At 63.9% G+C, this 17,967-nt stretch carries 15 protein-coding genes; 9 read left to right on the forward strand and 6 right to left on the reverse strand.

Annotated features, from left to right (window positions below; all coding sequences use genetic code 11):
• Nucleotides 1–135: 135 nt before the first annotated feature.
• Complete coding sequence (locus EOA29_RS06720; RefSeq protein WP_126090483.1) at nt 136–606, reverse strand: VOC family protein; 471 nt, start codon at nt 604–606, stop codon at nt 136–138.
• 254 nt (nt 607–860) lie between these two features.
• Between EOA29_RS06720 and ilvD the strand changes: the two genes are divergently transcribed.
• A complete protein-coding gene (gene ilvD / locus EOA29_RS06725) occupies nt 861–2,705 on the forward strand; it encodes a dihydroxy-acid dehydratase (protein ID WP_126090482.1) in 1,845 nt (614 codons plus the stop codon).
• Nucleotides 2,706–2,899: 194 nt separating this feature from the next.
• On the opposite strand, the gene EOA29_RS06730 is transcribed toward ilvD, so the two are convergent.
• Nucleotides 2,900–4,654 carry an ABC transporter ATP-binding protein gene (locus EOA29_RS06730; protein ID WP_126090481.1) on the reverse strand — a complete coding sequence of 585 codons (1,755 nt, stop codon included), beginning with the start codon at nt 4,652–4,654 and terminating at the stop codon, nt 2,900–2,902.
• A 167-nt stretch (nt 4,655–4,821) separates the two neighbouring features.
• Here EOA29_RS06730 and EOA29_RS06735 point away from each other — a divergent pair, with 167 nt between their 5' ends.
• The 3 genes from EOA29_RS06735 to EOA29_RS06745 all read left to right on the forward strand — a co-directional run bounded on the left by EOA29_RS06735 (nt 4,822) and on the right by EOA29_RS06745 (nt 7,963).
• Nucleotides 4,822–6,102, forward strand: a complete 1,281-nt coding sequence (locus tag EOA29_RS06735; protein ID WP_126090480.1) for an amidohydrolase family protein — start codon at nt 4,822–4,824, stop codon at nt 6,100–6,102.
• Between the two features lie 237 nt (nt 6,103–6,339).
• Nucleotides 6,340–7,263 carry a DMT family transporter gene (locus EOA29_RS06740; RefSeq protein ID WP_126090479.1) on the forward strand — a complete coding sequence of 308 codons (924 nt, stop codon included), beginning with the start codon at nt 6,340–6,342 and terminating at the stop codon, nt 7,261–7,263.
• Between the two features lie 226 nt (nt 7,264–7,489).
• Nucleotides 7,490–7,963: a DUF805 domain-containing protein gene (locus tag EOA29_RS06745; RefSeq protein WP_126095655.1), complete on the forward strand. Its 474-nt coding sequence runs from the start codon at nt 7,490–7,492 to the stop codon at nt 7,961–7,963.
• Between the two features lie 25 nt (nt 7,964–7,988).
• Here the strand turns inward: EOA29_RS06745 and EOA29_RS06750 are convergent, their stop codons facing one another.
• Nucleotides 7,989–8,906: a phosphotransferase family protein gene (locus EOA29_RS06750; RefSeq protein ID WP_126095654.1), complete on the reverse strand. Its 918-nt coding sequence runs from the start codon at nt 8,904–8,906 to the stop codon at nt 7,989–7,991.
• Nucleotides 8,907–9,001: 95 nt separating this feature from the next.
• Between EOA29_RS06750 and EOA29_RS06755 the strand changes: the two genes are divergently transcribed.
• Nucleotides 9,002–9,634, forward strand: a complete 633-nt coding sequence (locus EOA29_RS06755) for a class I SAM-dependent methyltransferase (protein WP_126090478.1) — start codon at nt 9,002–9,004, stop codon at nt 9,632–9,634.
• A gap of 13 nt (nt 9,635–9,647) precedes the next feature.
• Here EOA29_RS06755 and EOA29_RS06760 read toward each other — a convergent pair whose 3' ends face one another.
• Nucleotides 9,648–12,101 (reverse strand): FAD-dependent oxidoreductase, encoded by a 2,454-nt coding sequence (locus tag EOA29_RS06760; protein WP_127220571.1) that lies wholly within the window; start codon nt 12,099–12,101, stop codon nt 9,648–9,650.
• The gene (locus EOA29_RS06765) at nt 12,098–12,994 is read right to left on the reverse strand and encodes a phosphotransferase family protein (RefSeq protein ID WP_126090476.1); all 897 of its coding nucleotides are present in this window, start codon (nt 12,992–12,994) and stop codon (nt 12,098–12,100) included. Before EOA29_RS06765 ends, EOA29_RS06760 begins: the two co-directional genes overlap by 4 nt.
• 384 nt (nt 12,995–13,378) lie before the next feature.
• Here EOA29_RS06765 and EOA29_RS06770 point away from each other — a divergent pair, with 384 nt between their 5' ends.
• Nucleotides 13,379–14,143 (forward strand): DeoR/GlpR family DNA-binding transcription regulator, encoded by a 765-nt coding sequence (locus EOA29_RS06770; protein WP_126090475.1) that lies wholly within the window; start codon nt 13,379–13,381, stop codon nt 14,141–14,143.
• A gap of 55 nt (nt 14,144–14,198) precedes the next feature.
• On the forward strand, nt 14,199–15,104 hold the full coding sequence (locus EOA29_RS06775) for a LysR substrate-binding domain-containing protein (RefSeq protein ID WP_126090474.1): 906 nt from the start codon (nt 14,199–14,201) through the stop codon (nt 15,102–15,104).
• Nucleotides 15,105–15,110: 6 nt separating this feature from the next.
• Here EOA29_RS06775 and EOA29_RS06780 read toward each other — a convergent pair whose 3' ends face one another.
• Nucleotides 15,111–15,593: a helix-turn-helix domain-containing protein gene (locus EOA29_RS06780; RefSeq protein WP_126095653.1), complete on the reverse strand. Its 483-nt coding sequence runs from the start codon at nt 15,591–15,593 to the stop codon at nt 15,111–15,113.
• Nucleotides 15,594–15,668: 75 nt separating this feature from the next.
• Here EOA29_RS06780 and EOA29_RS06785 point away from each other — a divergent pair, with 75 nt between their 5' ends.
• Nucleotides 15,669–16,514 carry a class I SAM-dependent methyltransferase gene (locus tag EOA29_RS06785; protein ID WP_126090473.1) on the forward strand — a complete coding sequence of 282 codons (846 nt, stop codon included), beginning with the start codon at nt 15,669–15,671 and terminating at the stop codon, nt 16,512–16,514.
• 209 nt (nt 16,515–16,723) lie between these two features.
• Nucleotides 16,724–17,878, forward strand: coding sequence for an ABC transporter substrate-binding protein (locus EOA29_RS06790; RefSeq protein ID WP_126090472.1), 1,155 nt, complete (start codon nt 16,724–16,726; stop codon nt 17,876–17,878).
• Nucleotides 17,879–17,967: the final 89 nt, after the last annotated feature.

A 17,967-nucleotide genomic window follows, 5' to 3' on the forward strand; every position in this document is an offset into this window, starting at 1 on the left:
AACAATGGCGGCTACAGAATCACATACAATTCAACCGCTTCAAGCCATTTTCCGACGGCGCCTCTTCACGCTTGACCACAGCACGAAGCAAATGTGTGCGCACGCTAGCCCCTTGTGGGAGAAGGTGAAGCCTGCTCAGCCCTTCGCCGCCGCTTCCAGCTTGTCGATCTCGATCTTGCCCATCTGCATCATCGCCGACATCACGCGGCCGGCCTTGGCCCGGTCAGGATCCTGAAGCAGGCGCGGCAATTGTTCCGGCACGACCTGCCAGGAAACCCCGAACTTGTCCTTCAGCCAGCCGCACCGGCCGGGCTGGCCTCCATCCTCGGTGAGCCTAGTCCAGAAATGGTCGACTTCCTCCTGCGTTTCGCAGTCGATCGACAGCGAGATCGCCTCGGTGAACTTGTATTGCGGACCGCCGTTGAGCGCTTGGAATTGCACGCCGTCGAGTTCGAACGAGGCCACCAGCACCTGGCCTTCGAGAGCATGGCCCTTGGGCCAGCGCATGGTGCTAAGCACCTTCGACTTCTTGAAGATGGAAACGTAGTGGTTCATGGCCTCCTCGGCCTGGCCGTCGAACCATAGGAAGGTGGTGATCTTTTGCATGTCTTGCTCCTCGGACTGTTCAGGTGGGTTCCATCTTCAACGGCGGGCCGGCGATTTGGTGCCGTTTCCGTACCGTCTGCCTCGAGGACGGGCCGGCGAGGCGCGATCCGACAGCGACTTTCAGATTTTCTTGAAGTTCCGTGGCGCAGTGCAAAACTGTGGCAAGGCCGGACCTTGGTCGCTATAACCGCTGCCGACCAAAATACAGCGCCGTCGCGCCACGCTCAGCGCGGCCAGCCAGCAAGGACAATCCGATGCCTGCCTATCGCTCCCGCACCACTACCCATGGCCGCAACATGGCCGGCGCCCGCGGCCTGTGGCGCGCCACCGGCATGAAGGACTCGGATTTCGGCAAGCCGATCATCGCGGTGGTCAATTCCTTCACCCAGTTCGTGCCGGGCCACGTGCATCTGAAGGACCTCGGCCAGCTCGTCGCGCGCGAGATCGAGAAGGCCGGCGGCGTCGCCAAGGAATTCGACACGATTGCCGTCGATGACGGCATCGCCATGGGCCATGACGGCATGCTCTATTCGCTGCCGTCGCGCGAGCTGATCGCGGACTCCGTCGAATACATGGTCAACGCGCATTGCGCCGACGCCATGGTCTGCATCTCCAATTGCGACAAGATCACGCCCGGCATGCTGATGGCCTCGCTGCGCCTCAACATCCCGACCGTCTTCGTCTCCGGCGGGCCGATGGAGGCCGGCAAGGTGGTGCTCGCCGGCAAGGCGCAGGCGCTCGACCTGGTCGACGCCATGGTTGCCGCGGCCGACGACCGCGTTTCCGACGAGGACGTCAAGGTCATCGAGCGCTCGGCCTGCCCGACCTGCGGCTCGTGCTCGGGCATGTTCACGGCAAACTCGATGAACTGCCTGACCGAGGCGCTCGGCCTCTCGCTGCCGGGCAATGGCTCGACGCTGGCAACGCACGCCGATCGTAAGCGCCTGTTCGTCGAGGCCGGCCATCTGATCGTCGATCTCGCCCAGCGTTACTACGAGCAGGACGATCAAAGCGCGCTGCCGCGCAGCATCGCCTCCAAGGGCGCCTTCGAGAACGCCATGGCGCTTGACATCGCCATGGGCGGCTCGACCAACACGGTGCTCCACATCCTCGCCGCCGCGCACGAGGGCGAGGTCGACTTCACCATGGAAGACATCGACCGGCTGTCGCGAAAAGTGCCGGTGCTGTGCAAGGTGGCGCCGGCCAAGGCCGACGTGCACATGGAGGACGTCCACCGCGCCGGCGGCATCATGGCCATCCTCGGCCAGCTCGACCAGGCGGGACTGATCAACCGCGACCTGCCGACGGTCCATACGGCTTCCCTCGGCGAGGCGCTCGACCACTGGGACATCGCCCGCACCTCCGCCGAGAATGTGCGCGAGTTTTTCCGGGCGGCGCCCGGTGGCGTGCCGACGCAGGTCGCCTTCAGCCAGGATCGCCGCTGGGATGAGCTCGACATGAACCGCGAGACGGGTGTCATCCGTTCGGCAAAGACGCCGTTCTCGAAGGACGGCGGCCTCGCCGTGCTGAAAGGCAATTTGGCGCTCGACGGCTGCATCGTGAAGACGGCCGGCGTCGACGAGTCGATCCTGAAATTCACCGGCCCGGCCCGCGTCTTCGAGAGCCAGGACGCCTCGGTCAAGGCGATCCTCGGCAACGAGATCAAGGCCGGCGACATCGTCGTCATCCGCTACGAGGGACCGCGCGGCGGCCCCGGCATGCAGGAGATGCTCTACCCGACCAGCTACCTGAAGTCGAAGGGCCTCGGCAAAGCCTGCGCGCTGATCACAGACGGCCGCTTCTCCGGCGGCACGTCCGGCCTGTCGATCGGCCATGTCTCGCCGGAGGCTGCCGAAGGTGGGTTGATTGGTCTGGTCCAGGAGGGCGACACGATCGAGATCGACATCCCGAACCGCAAGATCCATCTTGCCATCAGCGATGCTGAGCTCGAAGCGCGCCGCGCCGCGATGACAGCGAAGGGCGCGGATGCCTGGAAGCCGGCCGAGAAGCGCAAGCGCAAGGTGACGACCGCGCTGCGCGCCTACGCCGCCTTCGCCACCAGCGCCGACAAGGGCGCCGTGAGGAAAGTGCCGGAGTAGGAGCGCTTTTCCTTCTCCCCTTGTGGGAGAAGGTGGCCGAGCGAAGCTCGGTCGGATGAGGGGTGTTCCAGCTTGGTGACACCTCTCGCCCAGCCTGATTTTCCCGCGCCTCACTCCGCCCAGCACCCCTCATCCGTCTTGGCGCTTCGCGCCAATCCACCTTCTCCCCACAAGGGGAGAAGGAGAGGGCCGCGCTACGGCATCAGCTGATACTCATAAAGCCTCTGATAGAGCCCGCCGTGCTTGAGCAAGGTCTTGTGCGGGCCGCTTTCCTGCACCTTGCCACCCTCCAGCACCACGATGGTGTCGGCCTGGTGCACCGTCGACAGCCGGTGCGCGATCACGATCGTCGTGCGTCCGACGGTGAGCTGCTGCAGCGCATCGCGGAACAGCGCTTCCGATTCGGCGTCGAGCGCGCTGGTCGCTTCGTCCAGCAGCAGGATCTCGGCGTTGCGCAGCATGGCGCGCGCGATCGAGATGCGCTGGCGCTGGCCGCCGGAGAGCAGCGAGCCGTTCTCGCCCACCTCCGTCTCGTAGCCCTTGGCCATGGCGCTGATGAAATCATGCGCATTGGCTGCCTTGGCGGCGGCGATCACTTCCTCGTCGGTCGCGTCCTCACGGCCGAGGCGGATGTTGTGCATGATGGTGCCGGCAAACAGGAACGTGTCCTGGCTGACATAGGCGATCTTCTGCCTGAGCGAATTGAGCGTTGCGAAGGATATGTCCTGGCCGTCGAACATCACCTTGCCGGTCTGCGGGTCGTACATGCGCATGATCAGGTTGAGGATCGTCGACTTGCCGCTGCCCGATGGTCCGACCAGCGCCGTCATCTTGCCCGCCGCCAGCGTCAGGTCGAAGCCTTCGAACACCGGCGGGCTCTCCGGATAGGCGAAGCTGACATTGTCGAATCGGATCTCGCCCGGACCTGGCCGTAGCGGCTTGGCGTCGGGTTTTTCGGCGAGAGTCAGCGGCCGGTCGGCAAGCTGGAACATCATGCGCACGCCGACGATGCCGGTTTCCAGCGAAATGCGCACGCGCGCCAGGCGCTTGGCCGGCTCATAGGCAAGCAGCAGCGCTCCAATGAAGGCCATGATGTTGCCGGGCATCTGGCCGCCTTGCAGCACCAGGAAACCGCTGACGAAAACGGCGCCGGCGATTGCCAGGCCGGCCAGCGTTTCCATCACCGGGCTGGTGGCGGCCTCCAGCGTGGCGATGTTGTTGGCGCGGTTCTCGACGTCGGAAACTGCCTTGTACATGCGCTTGCGCATTGCGCCTTCGAGATTGAAGGATTTGACGACGCGCACGCCGATCGCCGTCTCCTGCATCACATGCACGATCTGGCCGAGCGAGCGGAATTCCATCGAGGCGATCTTGCGGACGCGCTTCAGGATGCGGTTCACCCCATAGATTGCGACCGGCCCGATGACGAAGCAGATCAGCGACAGCGCCGGCTGCTTCCAGACCATAACTGCCACCAGGGCAATCAAAGTCACCAGATCACGCACATAGGATGTGACGACGAGATCAAGCACGCTGCGAGCCGCCTGCGCGTTGTTGGTCATGCGAGTGATCAGTTCGGACGATGAGGTCGCATGGTAGAACTCGATGCCTTGCGCGAGGATACGGTCATAGATCTTGCGTTGCCGGTCGGCGATGATGGCGTTGCCAACGCGGCTCATGAGGTACGCTTGGACGAAATTGGCGATGCCCTTGGCGATGAAGATCGCTGCGACCGCCAAGGCAATCCAGTTAACGCGTTCGACTCTTTTATAGATCACGAATTCATTGGTGATTACGCTAAGGATCCAGGCGCTGGCTGCGGTCGTGGCGGCAACCACCAGCATCGACACCATGGCGGCGCCATAGCCGAATTTATGCTCGTGGAAGGATTCCCTCACCAGCCTTGCGATGAGGTGCTGGTTTTCCGTCGAACGGAAGAAGCGAAACAACGGCAGATCCCACGCCTGTGATTTTCGGATTCGCCATGGGGGCGAGAGGCGGCTTATAGAGCGAGTTGCCGCCGGATGGAACCTTTCGCTATCGGCGATAGAAACCACTGCGGCAGGGTGTCTTTTCGGCCACGATGGCTGCTGATTCTACCAAGGGGATGACGAGAATGGATTTCGACCTCATCGTGCGCGGCGGCACGCTGCCGGATGGCAGGATTGCCGACATCGGCATTGCCGGCGAAACCATCCGCGCCATCGAGCCTCAACTGTCGGGCTCGGCCCATACCGAGGTCGACGCGCGCGGCAACCTTGTCTCGCCGCCTTTCGTCGATCCGCACTTCCATATGGACGCCACGCTCTCCTACGGCATCCCGCGCATCAACGCCTCCGGCACGCTGTTGGAGGGCATCGCGCTCTGGGGCGAGCTGAAGCCGCTGTTGACGCACGAGGCCGTGCGCGACCGCGCGCTCGCCTATTGCGACTGGGCGGTGTCGATGGGCCTGCTCGCCATCCGCAGCCATGTCGACGTCTGCGACGACCGGCTGCTCGCGGTGGAGGCGCTGCTCGACGTCAAGCAAACGGTCGCACCCTATATCGACCTGCAACTGGTCGCCTTTCCGCAGGACGGGCTCTACCGCTCGCCGACGGCGCGCGAAAACACCATCCGGGCGCTCGATCTCGGCGTCGACATCGTCGGCGGCATCCCGCATTTCGAACGCACCATGGCCGACGGCACCCGCTCGGTGACGGAGCTCTGCGAGATCGCCGCCAAGCGCGGCCTGATGGTCGACATGCATTGCGACGAGACCGACGACCCGCTGTCGCGCCATATCGAGCAGCTCGCCTATGAAGCGCAGCGCCTCGGTCTGCAGGGCAGGGTGGCCGGCTCGCACCTCACCTCCATGCACTCCATGGACAATTACTATGTCTCGAAGCTCTTGCCGATGATTGCCGAAGCCGGCGTCTCGGCGATCCCCAACCCGCTGATCAACATCATGCTGCAGGGGCGTCACGACACCTTCCCGAAGCGGCGCGGCCTGACCCGGGTGAAGGAGATGCTGGGGCTCGGCATCCGCGTCGGCTGGGGCCAGGACTGCGTGCTCGACCCTTGGTATTCGCTAGGCACGGCCGACATGCTCGACGTCGCCTTCATGGGCCTGCATGTCGCCCAGATGTCGAGCCCGGCCGACATGGCGCGCTGCTTCGACATGGTGACCAATGTCAACGCCGCCATCATGGGCCTCGACCATCTCGGACTTGCGGTCGGCAAGCGCGCCAGCCTTGTCGTGCTCGACGCCGGCAATCCGATCGAGGCCGTACGCCTTCGCCCCGAACGTCTTTGCGTCATCGCCAGGGGCAAGGTGGTGGCGGAGCGCACCAGGCAGGAGACCAGGCTGTCGATCGCCGGGCGGCCGGAGAGCGTCAACCGAAGGCATAAGTCTGCTTAGTGTCTCCGCGTGGAGCAGGGAACGAAGCGACGCGTAAAGCCGCTACAAGGTCGAAGAACGCGGCGCGCAACGTGAGATTTGCAGCGTTCCTTCGCGCCCCCCTCTGGCCTGCCGGCCCCTCAAAGTTCCTGCATCGCCGCAACGCCCTGTGCACTCACCACTAGAACCGGCGGCTTTCCGCCGCTGGTCTTACGGATTTCGCTCGTCAAGCCGCCGGCTTACGGCTAGGGAGCCGGCATGGCCCAGACCATCGCCCGCAATTTCACGATCCGCAACGTCCTGCTCGCCGGCATCCTCTTGATGCTGGCCGGCGACTTCATGTTCGCGCTGAACGACGCGATGGGCAAATGGCTGGTTGCCTCCTTCTCCGTCGGCCAGGTGGTGCTGATCCGCTCCATCGGCGCCTTTTTCGTGCTAGGGCCGATGATCGCCAACCAGGGCGCGGGCAAGCTGTTCCAGATGGAAAGGCCGCTGCTGCAGCTCCTGCGCGTGGTGGCGACCACGCTCGATACCGGGCTCTTCTATGCGGCTGTCGTCTATCTGCCGCTCGCCGACGTGATGAGCTTCTACATGGCCGGACCGATCTATGTCGCCGCGCTCTCGCACCTCCTGCTTGGCGAGAAGGTCGGCTGGCGGCGCTGGCTGGCGATCCTGGTCGGCTTCTGCGGCGTGCTGATCATCCTGAAACCCTCCTCGGCGGCCTTCTCGCTGTCGTCGACCTACGCCCTGATCGGCAGCATCGCCTTCGGCTTCGCCATCATCCTCGGCCGGCGTTTGCGTGGAACGAGTGACACGACCCTGGTCACATGGCAGACAATCGGCACGCTGATTGTCGGCGGGGCGTTCACCATCGGCACCTGGCGGACACCCTCCAGGCTTGATTTCGGCGCCATGCTCTTGCTCGGCGTCGTCTCCTGCGCCGCCCATCTGATGATCACCAGGGCTCTCAAGCTGGCGCCGGCCTCGACGCTGGCGCCGCTGCATTACAGCCTGCTTCTGTGGGCCATTGTCTTCGGCCTGGTCTTCTTCGGCGACGTGCCGAGCCCGCGCATCCTCGCCGGCTCGGCGATCGTCGTGCTCGCCGGCATCTTCATCTTCCATCGCCAGAAGGTGGTCGAAACCGTCGTGCCGCCCGAGAACGTGCCTAAGGGCGTCAACTAGAGCAATTCCAGGAAAAGTGTGTAACGGTTAGGCTCGGCGACTTCGCCGTAGCCTTCCGTCCGGAATTGCGTCGAAACAATCCGTTTCCGTGGAACGGTGAGCTCAACGGCAATTTCACGAAAGCATTTTACGGTGCAAATCGCCTGTCGAATGCAATCGGCGATTGATTCTTGGCGGGACAGGCAGGATATTCGCAACCTGGGAAACCGGGGTATAGGGGGGAATGATGGGTAGTTTCTCTATATGGCATTGGCTTATAATTCTGGTCCTTATCGCCTTGCCGTTGGTATTTGTCTTAAGAGCGCCGCCCTCTGGAGCCAATCGTTTCGGAGACACGCCGCCTTCAATGAATTTCGGTGAGGCTGTTTCAAGTTTTTTCCGAAACTATGTGAATTTTTCCGGCAGGGCCAGTCGGTCGGAGTTCTGGTACACCTACCTCTTCATCTTCATCGTCGGCGTCATTGTGGTCATAGTTGATGCTGTTGTCGGAAATGAAGCTGTCTCATCGATCTGGAATCTTGCCATCCTTGTGCCGACGCTTGCCATGACAACTCGCCGGCTGCATGACATCAACAGAAGCGGCTGGCATCAACTTCTTGCATGGTTATTCCCCGTCGGTACCATCGCTCTGCTTATTTGGTATTGCAGAAAGTCTGACGAGACAGGGTCGCTGAATGAGATCCAGAGGGTTTTCACGTAAGGTCGCTGGAACTCTGCAACCGATCTCATTTGGAACTGCTCGAGCCCAGCCGCACGGCCGCAAGATGGCGTGAGAATTCGGATGTCTCCATCAGCGCCTTGCAGCGGGCGAAGCGGCCGTCGGCATAGGCGCGGAAATCGTCGACCGGGTTGTCGTTGGCGAGTTGGATCAGCCCCCACAGCGTCCAGAGCAGGTCGCACATCGCCTTGTGGATGACGACGCGGCCGCGCTCGGCCGGCCTCGCCTCGCCGCCGAAATAGGCGCGCATCATCTCCTCGTCCTGGGCGGCGTCGAACTTGCCCTCGACGGAGAGGTCGCCGAGGTCCCACAGCGGATCGTTCATGCCGGAATATTCCCAGTCGACGATCCACATCCGCTCGCCCGTATCGAGGAAGTTCTCGCAAAGCGGATCGCAGTGGCAGGCGGCGAGCTGGATCGGGTGTGCGGCCAATGCTTCGCGCACGCTGCCTGCCTCGCGCACCACGTCGTGATAGCCCGGTGGCAGCGCGACATCCTTGGTCGACAGCACCTTCAGATAGTCGTCGATCATCGCGAACAGCTCGAAGCGGAAAGGAAAGACGGCGCCGGACGAATGCAGCTTGCGGAAGGCCTCGCCCGCGCGCGCCGGGCTCCCCTTGCGCGTCTTGAACTTCTCCGGCGACATCGTCTCGGCACCGGCGATGAAGCGCGTCGCCATCACGCCCGATGCCGGATCGGCATAGAGCACCTCGGGGCTGACGCCGGCCTTGGCCGCCTCGCGCGCCGCTACCGCCTCATTGGCGCGGTTGATGTATTCCTGCGTGCCCTTGCCGGGAATGCGCAGGCAGACGTCGCCAGCTTGGTAAACACGGTTGGTGAGGCCGCCCAGCCGCTCCAGCGGACCCTCGTAGCCGGCAAGCGCCGGAATGGCGGCCAACGCCGCGCGCGCCTCTTCCATCGTCACCCCCTTTACCATCACGCCATGTTTATGGCGAAACGGTTCCACAGTTTTTGCCGCTTGGCTACCATGGGGCGCGCGAATCGGCAGCGGGAGCGGCAATGACGGACGGCAAGCACAACAGCGCGCTGGGCGCGGCTTACGCGGCGACCCGGCCGGACGAAGTGGCGGCGATCTACGACAACTGGTCCGAGACCTATGACGCCGACATGTCGGCCGCCGGCTATCGCCATCCGACGATCTGCCTGGCGCTGCTTGCCCGGCATCTGCCGCGCGGTGCCGAACCCTTGCTCGATGCCGGCGCCGGCACCGGCCTGATCGGCGAGTGGCTCGCCATCACCGGCTATCCTCAGGTCGAGGCGCTCGACATCTCGCAGGGCATGCTGGACAAGGCTGGGGCGAAGGGCGTCTACACGGCCCTGCATCGCCTGGCGCTGGGCGGACCTTTGCCCTTCGCCGACGGCTATTACGCCGGCATCGTCTCGGCGGGCGTCTTCACCTCGGGCCATGTCGGGATCGACGGCCTGGACGAGCTGATCCGCATCTGCCGCCCGGGCGGCATCATCGTGCTGACGGTCAAGAACACGCTCTGGCAGTCCGGCTTTGCGGAGCGGATCGCCGACTTCGAGAAGCAGGGCGTCATAAGCCGCGTCGAAGAGACACGGCCTTACGCCTCGATGCCCGGCGAGGCCGACACGGTGCCGAGCCGAGGCCTGGTGCTGCGCGTCGGCTGACCGCTTCCCGAGCTTAGGCCCTGATCTTCTCTCCCGCCGGATCATACATCGGCTCGAGATGGATCTTGGCCGGCGTGCGTTCCATCGCCACCACCAGCTCGTAGTCGCCGGAAGCGAGGAAATCGTCGCTGACGCCATCGGCGTTGCGCACGTAGCCGTAGCCGATGTTCTTCTCCACCGTGTAGCCGTAGCCGCCGCTGGTGAGATAGCCGACCGCCTCGCCATTGCGCAGGATCGTCTCGCGGCCGAGCAGCACGATCTCCGGATCGGCCACCGTGAAGCCGGCAAAACGTTTGGCGAGCGGCTTGGCAGCCACTTTCTCCAGCGCCCGCCGCCCGACGAAATAGGTGTTCTTCCTGAGCTTCACAGCCCAGCCAAGGCCAGCCTCCTGCGGCGTGTCGTTAGGCGTGATGTCCGAGCCCCAGGCGCGGTAGCCTTTCTCCAGCCGGAGCGATTCCAGCGCCCGGTAGCCGACCGGCCGGATGTCATGCTTCTTTCCCGCCGCCATTAGCGCGTCAAAAATCTCGCCGGTAGCGGCGATAGGCACATGCAGTTCCCAGCCGAGCTCGCCGACATAGGTGACGCGCAACGCCCGCACCGTGTGGCCGGCAATTCCGACTTCGCGGGCGTGGCCGAAGGGGAAGGCTGTGTTCGAGACATCGGCGTCAGTTACCGCCGACAGCACGTCGCGGGCGCGCGGCCCCATCAGCGACAGCGTGCCGAACTCCTCGGTGACGTCTTTCAGCGTCGTGTCGAGACCCTGTTCGATATGGTCGCCGATCCAGGAAAAATCATGCGTGCGGAAGCCGGTGCCGGTGACGATGTAGAACCGGCTCTCGCCAAGCCTCGCCACGGTGAGGTCGGCCTCGATGCCGCCGCGCGTGTTGAGAAGCTGCGTGTAGGTCAGCCGTCCCACCGGCTTGTCGACGTCGTTGGCGCAGATCCAGGCGAGCGCCTTCAGCGCATCAGTGCCGGCCATCTCGTATTTGGCGAAGGAGGATTGATCGAAGATGCCGACCTTCTCGCGCACATGCTGGTGCTCGTCGCCGACCGGGCCGAACCAGTTCTGCCGCCCCATCGAGTAGATGTCTTCGGGCTCGACGCCGTCGGGCGCGAACCAGTTCGGCCGCTCCCAGCCGAGCTTCGAGCCGAACACGGCGCGGTGAGTCTTCAGCCGCTCATAGAGCGGCGAGACGATGCGCGGCCGGCCGGACAGGTATTCCTCATGCGGGAAGCCGATCGTGTAATGCTTGCCATAGGCTTCCAGCGTGCGGTCGCGGACCCAGTCGCGGTCGCGATGCAGCCCGGAAAAGCGCCTGATGTCGACCACCCAGAGGTCGAGCGGCGCCTCGCCGTCGACCACCCATTGCGCCAGCACCCAGCCGGCGCCGCCGCCGGACGCAATGCCGAACGCGTTGAAGCCGGCGCCGACGAACATGTTGGAGCATTCCGGTGCTGCGCCGAGGATGAAATTGCCGTCCGGCGTGAAGCTTTCCGGCCCATTGATCATCTGCTTGACGCCGACGTTGGCGAGCGCCGGCACCCGCTCGATCGCCTGGGCCATATGCTGCTCGAAATGGTCGTAGTCGTCATCGAACAGGCGGAACTCCCAGTCGTTGGGAACGTCGCCCCCGGGGAGATCAGTCGTCCAGGCCTGGGGGTTCGGCTCGTAGCCGCCCATCACCAGCCCGCCGACTTCTTCCTTGAAATAGGTGCGGCGGTCGGGGTCGCGGATCGTCGGCGCATCCGTCGCCAGACCCTCGATCTTCTCGGTGATGATATACTGGTGCTTGACCGGCTGCAGCGGCACGTTGATGCCGGCCATCGCGCCGACCTGCCTTGCCCATTGCCCGGCGCAGTTCACCACCTTGTCGCAGGCGATGTCGCCTTTTGAAGTCTTCACCGCGGTGATCCGGCCGTCCTTCATCGTAAAGCCGGTGACGCGCACACCCTCGAACAGCTTGGCGCCATGTATGCGCGCGCCCTTGGCGAGCGATTGCGTGATGTCGGAAGGGCTGGCCTGGCCGTCGGTCGGCAGCCAGGATGCGCCGACGAGGTCGCTTGTTTCCATCAGCGGCCACATGCGCTTCACCTCGGCCGGCGACAAGAGCTGCATGTCCATGCCGAAGCTCTTCGCGGTCGTCGCCAGCCGCTTGAACTCGGTCCAGCGGTCGGCATTGGTGGCGAGTCTGAGGCAACCGGTCATCTTCCAGCCGGTTGCCAGCCCGGTCTCGGCCTCGAGCCCCTTGTAGAGCTCGACAGAATATTTGAGCACGCGCGTGATCGAGGCCGAAGAGCGCAACTGCCCGACGAGGCCGGCCGCGTGCCAGGTCGAGCCCGAGGTCAGCTTGCCCTGTTCCAGCAGCACCACGTCGGCCTTGTGGTCGCGCGCCAGATGATAGGCGGTCGAGCAGCCGATGATGCCGCCGCCGATGACGACGATCCCGGCATGGCTGGGCAAGGTCATGGCCTGGTTCCGTATTTCGTCCGATAGTTTTCCAGCGCCGCGTCGAGCCGCACGAGGTTCTCCTCGGTATAGGCGACGTAGTCGATGCCGGGCGCGTCGAGATAGAGCTCGGAGACCATGCTCCACATCGCTTCGCGCAGCAGCGAGGCGCATTGCATGGCCGCATGCGAGCGGCGGATCTCTTTGTCCGGCTCCTTCATGAAATAGGCGGTCAGGAAGGCGAAGGACTCATCGTCGTTCATGCCGGCATTGGAGGCTGCCCCCGCGAGATCGAACATCGCGGTGTTGAAGCCGGCATACTCGAAATCGATCAGCCACAGCCGTTTGCCGTCGTCGAGGATATTCGCCGGCAAAAGATCATTGTGGCCGAAGACGATCGGCAACAGCTTCTGCGCCCGTTCGAGCTCGTCCGCCAGCGTGAGATAACGCGGCAGCTCCTCCTTCTTGCGGCTGCCGCCTTCGTCCAGCGTGCGGGCATAGTCGCGGATCACGTGGAACACCCAGAACATGAAGCCGGCGCCGGAGACATGGTTGGGCATCTCGCGGTGAAAGCCGCGCAGCAGCGCCGCCACGCGGCCGAGATTGGCGCGCACATCCTCTCCGAGAAAGGTCTTGGCGCCGAGAAATTCCGTCACCAGAATTCCAGGTTCGGCATAGTGCACGGCCGGCGCGAAGCCCGCCGCATGCGCCGCTCGCGCCGTCATCACCTCGCGCTCGCGAAAGACATGATGGAATGGAAAATCCTGGCCGAAGCGCACGACATGCCGCCCGGCGCCGTCCGTGACGACATAGTTGGCGTTGCTGAGACCGCCCGGCAGCGGCTCGATTTCGATGCTGCCGGTCCAGCAGGGCAGGGCACGGATGCGGTCTTCTGCTACTACCGGAGCACTCACGGGTTTGTTCCTGCTCCAGCCGGCTTTCGACAAAGCGATGGTGTGAGAGAACACAAAAGCCTCGTCGGTGCGAGACGCTGGGATCGATATCCCACGCCGCACCGACGAGCCCCTTGGCCAGGTTCAGGATCCCGGCGTCCGCCCCCGCGGATTCGAAAAAAACTCGCGCCAAGCACGTTCCAGAAGATCTGGTCGGTCGATTGCGGCTCTGCCATCACCCTCCCGTGGCAGTTCCGAGCCTGTCACAGAATGATCTCACGCCAGTGCGACGCGGCTGTCAATCGAAAGCTGTGACCTTTTTTGGGTGTTTTGCCCGAAAATATGAGCAATTCCTTTAAAAGCGTTAGGAATGCCTTAGAATCGGTCAAAATCCCGGACGTCCCTATGATCCACTCGAAACGGCATGGAGAGATCCTGCGGCTCCTCAGCGAGGAGGGCACGATCACCATTGCCAGCCTGGCCGAACGGCTGGGCGTGTCGTTGGAGACGGTGCGGCGCGACGTCAAGCCGCTTACCGATGACGGAGCGCTGCTCAAGATGCATGGGGCGGTCCGCCTGCCGTCGATGGCCGGCGAGGCGCCGTTTGAGCGCCGCATGCGCGAGAATGCCGAGGCCAAGCGCCTGATTGCCCGCATGGTCGCGGCCACCATCCGCGACGGCGAATCGATCATGCTCGACACCGGCACCACTACCTCCTTCCTGGCGCGCGAACTGCTCGGCCATCGCCGGCTGACGGTGGTCACCAACTCGTCCGACATCGCCCGCACACTGGCGACCGTGAACGGCAACCGGGTCTACATGGCAGGCGGCGAGTTGCGCAGCGATTCCGGTGCCGCCTTCGGTGCTACTGCGATCGACTTCGTCAGCCGTTTCTCCGTCGACCACGCGGTGATCTCCATTGGCGCGGTCGATGCCGTCGCCGGCCTTACCGACTATGAGCTCGCGGAAGCGGAATTCGCCCGCATGGTGCTGTCGCGCGGCCAGCGTTCGCTGGTCGTCACCGATCACACCAAGTTCGGCCGGCAAGGGCTGGTCCAGGTCTGCGGCTTCGACGGCTTTTCGGAGCTCGCGACCGACCAGCCGCCGCCGCACGACATCGCTGCGGCGCTCAGCCAGGCTGGCGCGCGTCTCAGCATCGCGGCGGCCTAGCGCTGGGAGCTGCCAATGCCTTCCCTTCCCGCCCGGGCCGGTGTTTAGTCCGACCATGGCTTTCACCATCCGCCAGCTCCAGTTCTTCGTCGCCGTCGCCGAGCAGGGCACGGTGTCGGGCGCCGCGCAGAACCTCTCGATTTCCCAGTCCTCGGTCACCGAGGCGATCAAGGAGCTGGAGAGCGATCTCGGGGTCGAATTGTTCGAGCGTCATCCGCGGGGCTTGAACATCACCCACAAGGGCCATCAGTTCCTGCGCCACGCCACGAAGATCCTGGCCGATGTCTCCGATGCGCGCCGCGCCTTCCTCGGCGACCAACTGACGGCCGGCGGTCGGCTACAGCTCGGCGTCACCTCGCTGGTCGCCGGCTATGTGCTTTCCGATTTGCTGGCGCGCTACCGCCGCGCCTATCCCGGCGTCGAGGTCTCGGCCATCGAGGACAATGGCGACTATCTCGAGCACCTCCTGGTCGGCGGCAAGCTCGACATCGCCGTCATGGTCACCTCCAATCTGCGCGACCGCACCGCGCTGCAGTCGGAAATCCTCGAGGTCTCGGCCTATCGGCTCTGGCTGCCGCTCAGCCACAGGCTCGCCAGCGCCGACATCATCGGTATCGGCGATATCGCGTCCGAGCCGCTGATCATGCTGACCGTCGACGAGATCGAGGAAAACACCGGCAAGCTGCTGTCGGCGATCGGCGCGAGACCCCATGTCGCCTTCCGCACCCGCTCGGTCGAGGCCGTGCGCAGCCTCGTGGCCACCGGCGCCGGCGTGGCGCTTTTGCCCGACCTCGTCTACCGCCCCTGGTCGCTGGAAGGCGACCGCATCGAATCCCGCGATATCTCCGGCTCGCTTCCGGTCGTCCAGGTCGGCATGGTCTGGCGCCGTGGCTCCAGCCTGCCGCAGTCCGCCCGCGATTTCATCGGCCTCGCCCAATCGCAACGCATGGTCCGCCGCTAGTGTGACCTACTCCAGGCTGACGTCGCCAGTCTTGCGCTTGCGCCTTGTTGCGGGAACGGCCTCCGCCTTGAACGGACCGATCGGAGCAACCTCGAAGCGGCCGGCACCGGCCAGCCTGACGGCGCGCCGGAACGTCGGACACTCCATCGGCCGGACGGCCGGACATCGGGCGGCGTGACGCAAAGCCTCTCGGATCGCGGTCAGGCACTGGATGGTCCGGTCCAGTTCGTTCGCTTTGGCATCCAAGCGCCGTTGATCCATTTTCGGCAGACCGTCGGGCGTCAGCATCGAGGAAATTTCGTCCAGTGCGAATCCACCCGCGCGTCCAAGCGCGATCAAGGCGAGCCGTTCCAGGACGGCCGGCTCGAACAAGCGGCGCAGGCCGCGACGGCCGATCGAGGCGATGAGGCCCTTCTCCTCGTAGTAACGAAGTGTCGAGGCGGGCACGCCGGTGCGGCGCGACACTTCGGCAATGTCCATATCTTTCATGCTTGACCTCAAGTCGGCTTGAACTCGTAGAGTGCTCGCGACGATCGGCGAGAGCAACAGAAAGCGAGGTCCGTTATGCCGCAATCCGCGCAGCCAAACACACAGCAAGCAGCTCTCTGGAATGACGTCAGCGGAAAGGCCTGGGTCGAGATGCAGCCGATCCTCGACGGGGTACTGGCGCCGTTCGAGCGCCTCGTAGTGGATGCCGGCTATCCCGGAGAAGGGGGCAATGTCCTGGATATCGGCTGCGGCGCCGGCGCCACGACTCTGGCGATGGCGCGCCGCGTCGGCAACGACGGACGTTGTGTTGGGCTGGATATCTCGCAGCCGCTTGTCGCCCTGGCGACGGAGCGCGCGCGGCTGGAAAAGGTGGCAAATGCAAGTTTTGAAGTGGGCGATGCCCAGACATATGCGTTCGAATCAGCGCGCTTCGACACTGTTGTCTCGCGCTTTGGTGTCATGTTCTTCGATGATCCCGTGGCCGCGTTCACCAACATAAGACAAGCCGCGAGGCGCGGTGGCAAACTCGCCTTTGTCGCTTGGCGCAGTCCGGTCGAGAATGATTTCATGACGACCGCTGCGCGAGCGGCCGCGCCTTTCCTGCCGCCCGCGCCCGTGCCAGACCCTGAGGCGCCGGGGCAGTTTGCCTTTGCCGACGGCGCCAAGGTGAAGCGGATCCTTGAAGCGAGCGGCTGGTCGTCAATCAAAGTCGAACAGGCGGACGTCCTGTGTCAGATCGCCGAAGGCGATCTGATGACATATGTCACCCGGCTGGGGCCGGTCGGCGCTGCGCTGCGCGAGGTAGACCAGGCAACGGCCGAAAAAATCACCACGGTCTTGCCTGGTGCATTCGCGCCTTTCGTGGAGGACGGTAAGGCTCGCTTCAATGCCGCCTGCTGGCTGGCGACGGCGGCGGCTTGAAGGCGTCCGTCTATCGGAAAAACCGATATCGACTTTCTGATAAATGAATTTGCGAAACCGGATTTTTCACAGCACTTTTTCGCCAGGGAACAAAAGCCGCTCGGGAGCGCGGCTGTCGGGGCACTGAGCTCTGGCGTTCAGGTTTGCGCATGATCCTTTTCGAAAACCGAAGCGGTTTCGGGGTCACGCGCCAAAATGGGAGATCGATGATGAATGCATTCCTGAAGTCATGCACGGCGTTGACGGTTGCGCTGGCCTTCTCGGGTCAGGCGATCGCCCAGGTCAAGGAACTCGGCAAGGGCGAGGGCGAGCTCAATATCGTCGCCTGGCCGGGCTACATCGAGCGCGGCGAGACCGACAAGAACTATGACTGGGTGTCTGCCTTCGAGAAGGAGACCGGCTGCAAGGTCAACGTCAAGACCGCCAACACGTCGGACGAAATGGTCTCGCTGATGAACGAGGGCGGGTTCGACCTGGTGACGGCTTCGGGTGATGCTTCGCTGCGCCTCGTCGCCGGCAAGCGCGTGCAGCCGATCAACACCGACCTCGTCAAGAGCTGGAAGACGGTCGACGACCGCCTGAAGGACGCGCCCTGGTTCACCGTCGACAAGGTGCACTACGGCGTTCCCTACCAGTGGGGCCCGAACATCCTGATGTACAACACCGACGTCTTCAAGGAAGCGCCCAAGAGCTGGAACGTCGTCTTCGAGGAGATGAAGCTGCCCGACGGCAAGTCGAACAAGGGTCGAGTGCAAGCCTATGACGGCCCGATCCACATCGCGGACGCCGCCAACTACCTGATGTTCCACAAGCCGGAACTGGGCATCAAGGACCCCTACGAGCTTACCGAGGACCAGTACAAGGCGGCGCTCGATCTGTTGCGCACGCAGCGCACGCTGGTCGGCCGCTACTGGCATGACGCCGCGATCCAGGTCGACGACTTCCAGAACGAAGGCGTGGTTGCTTCAGGCTCCTGGCCCTATCAGGTGAACACGCTTGTCGCCGCCAAGAAGCCGGTCGCCTCGACCGTGCCGGAAGAAGGCGTCACCGGCTGGGCGGACACCACCATGATGGAGGCCGACGCCGCCCATCCGAACTGCGCCTATATGTGGCTCGAGCACTCGCTCTCACCCAAGGTCCAGGGAGACGTCTCGGCCTGGTTCGGCTCGCTGCCGGTGGTGCCGGCCGCCTGCAAGGGTAACGAGTTGCTCGGCGAGGAAGGCTGCAAGACCAACGGCTACGACAATTTCGAGAAGATCAAGTTCTGGAAGACGCCGGTGTCGAAATGCGCCAGCCAGAACGACCAGTGCGTGCCTTACTACCGCTGGGTGTCGGACTATATCGGCGTCATCGGCGGGCGGTGATCGCTTTTACCCTCCCCCTTGTGGGGAGGGTCGACGCGCAGCGTCGGGGTGGGGGTCGGCGCAACCGCTTGTGCCAGTCACCCCCACCC

The organism is Mesorhizobium sp. M1E.F.Ca.ET.063.01.1.1 (assembly GCF_003998155.1).
Taxonomy (GTDB): Bacteria; Pseudomonadota; Alphaproteobacteria; order Rhizobiales; family Rhizobiaceae; genus Mesorhizobium.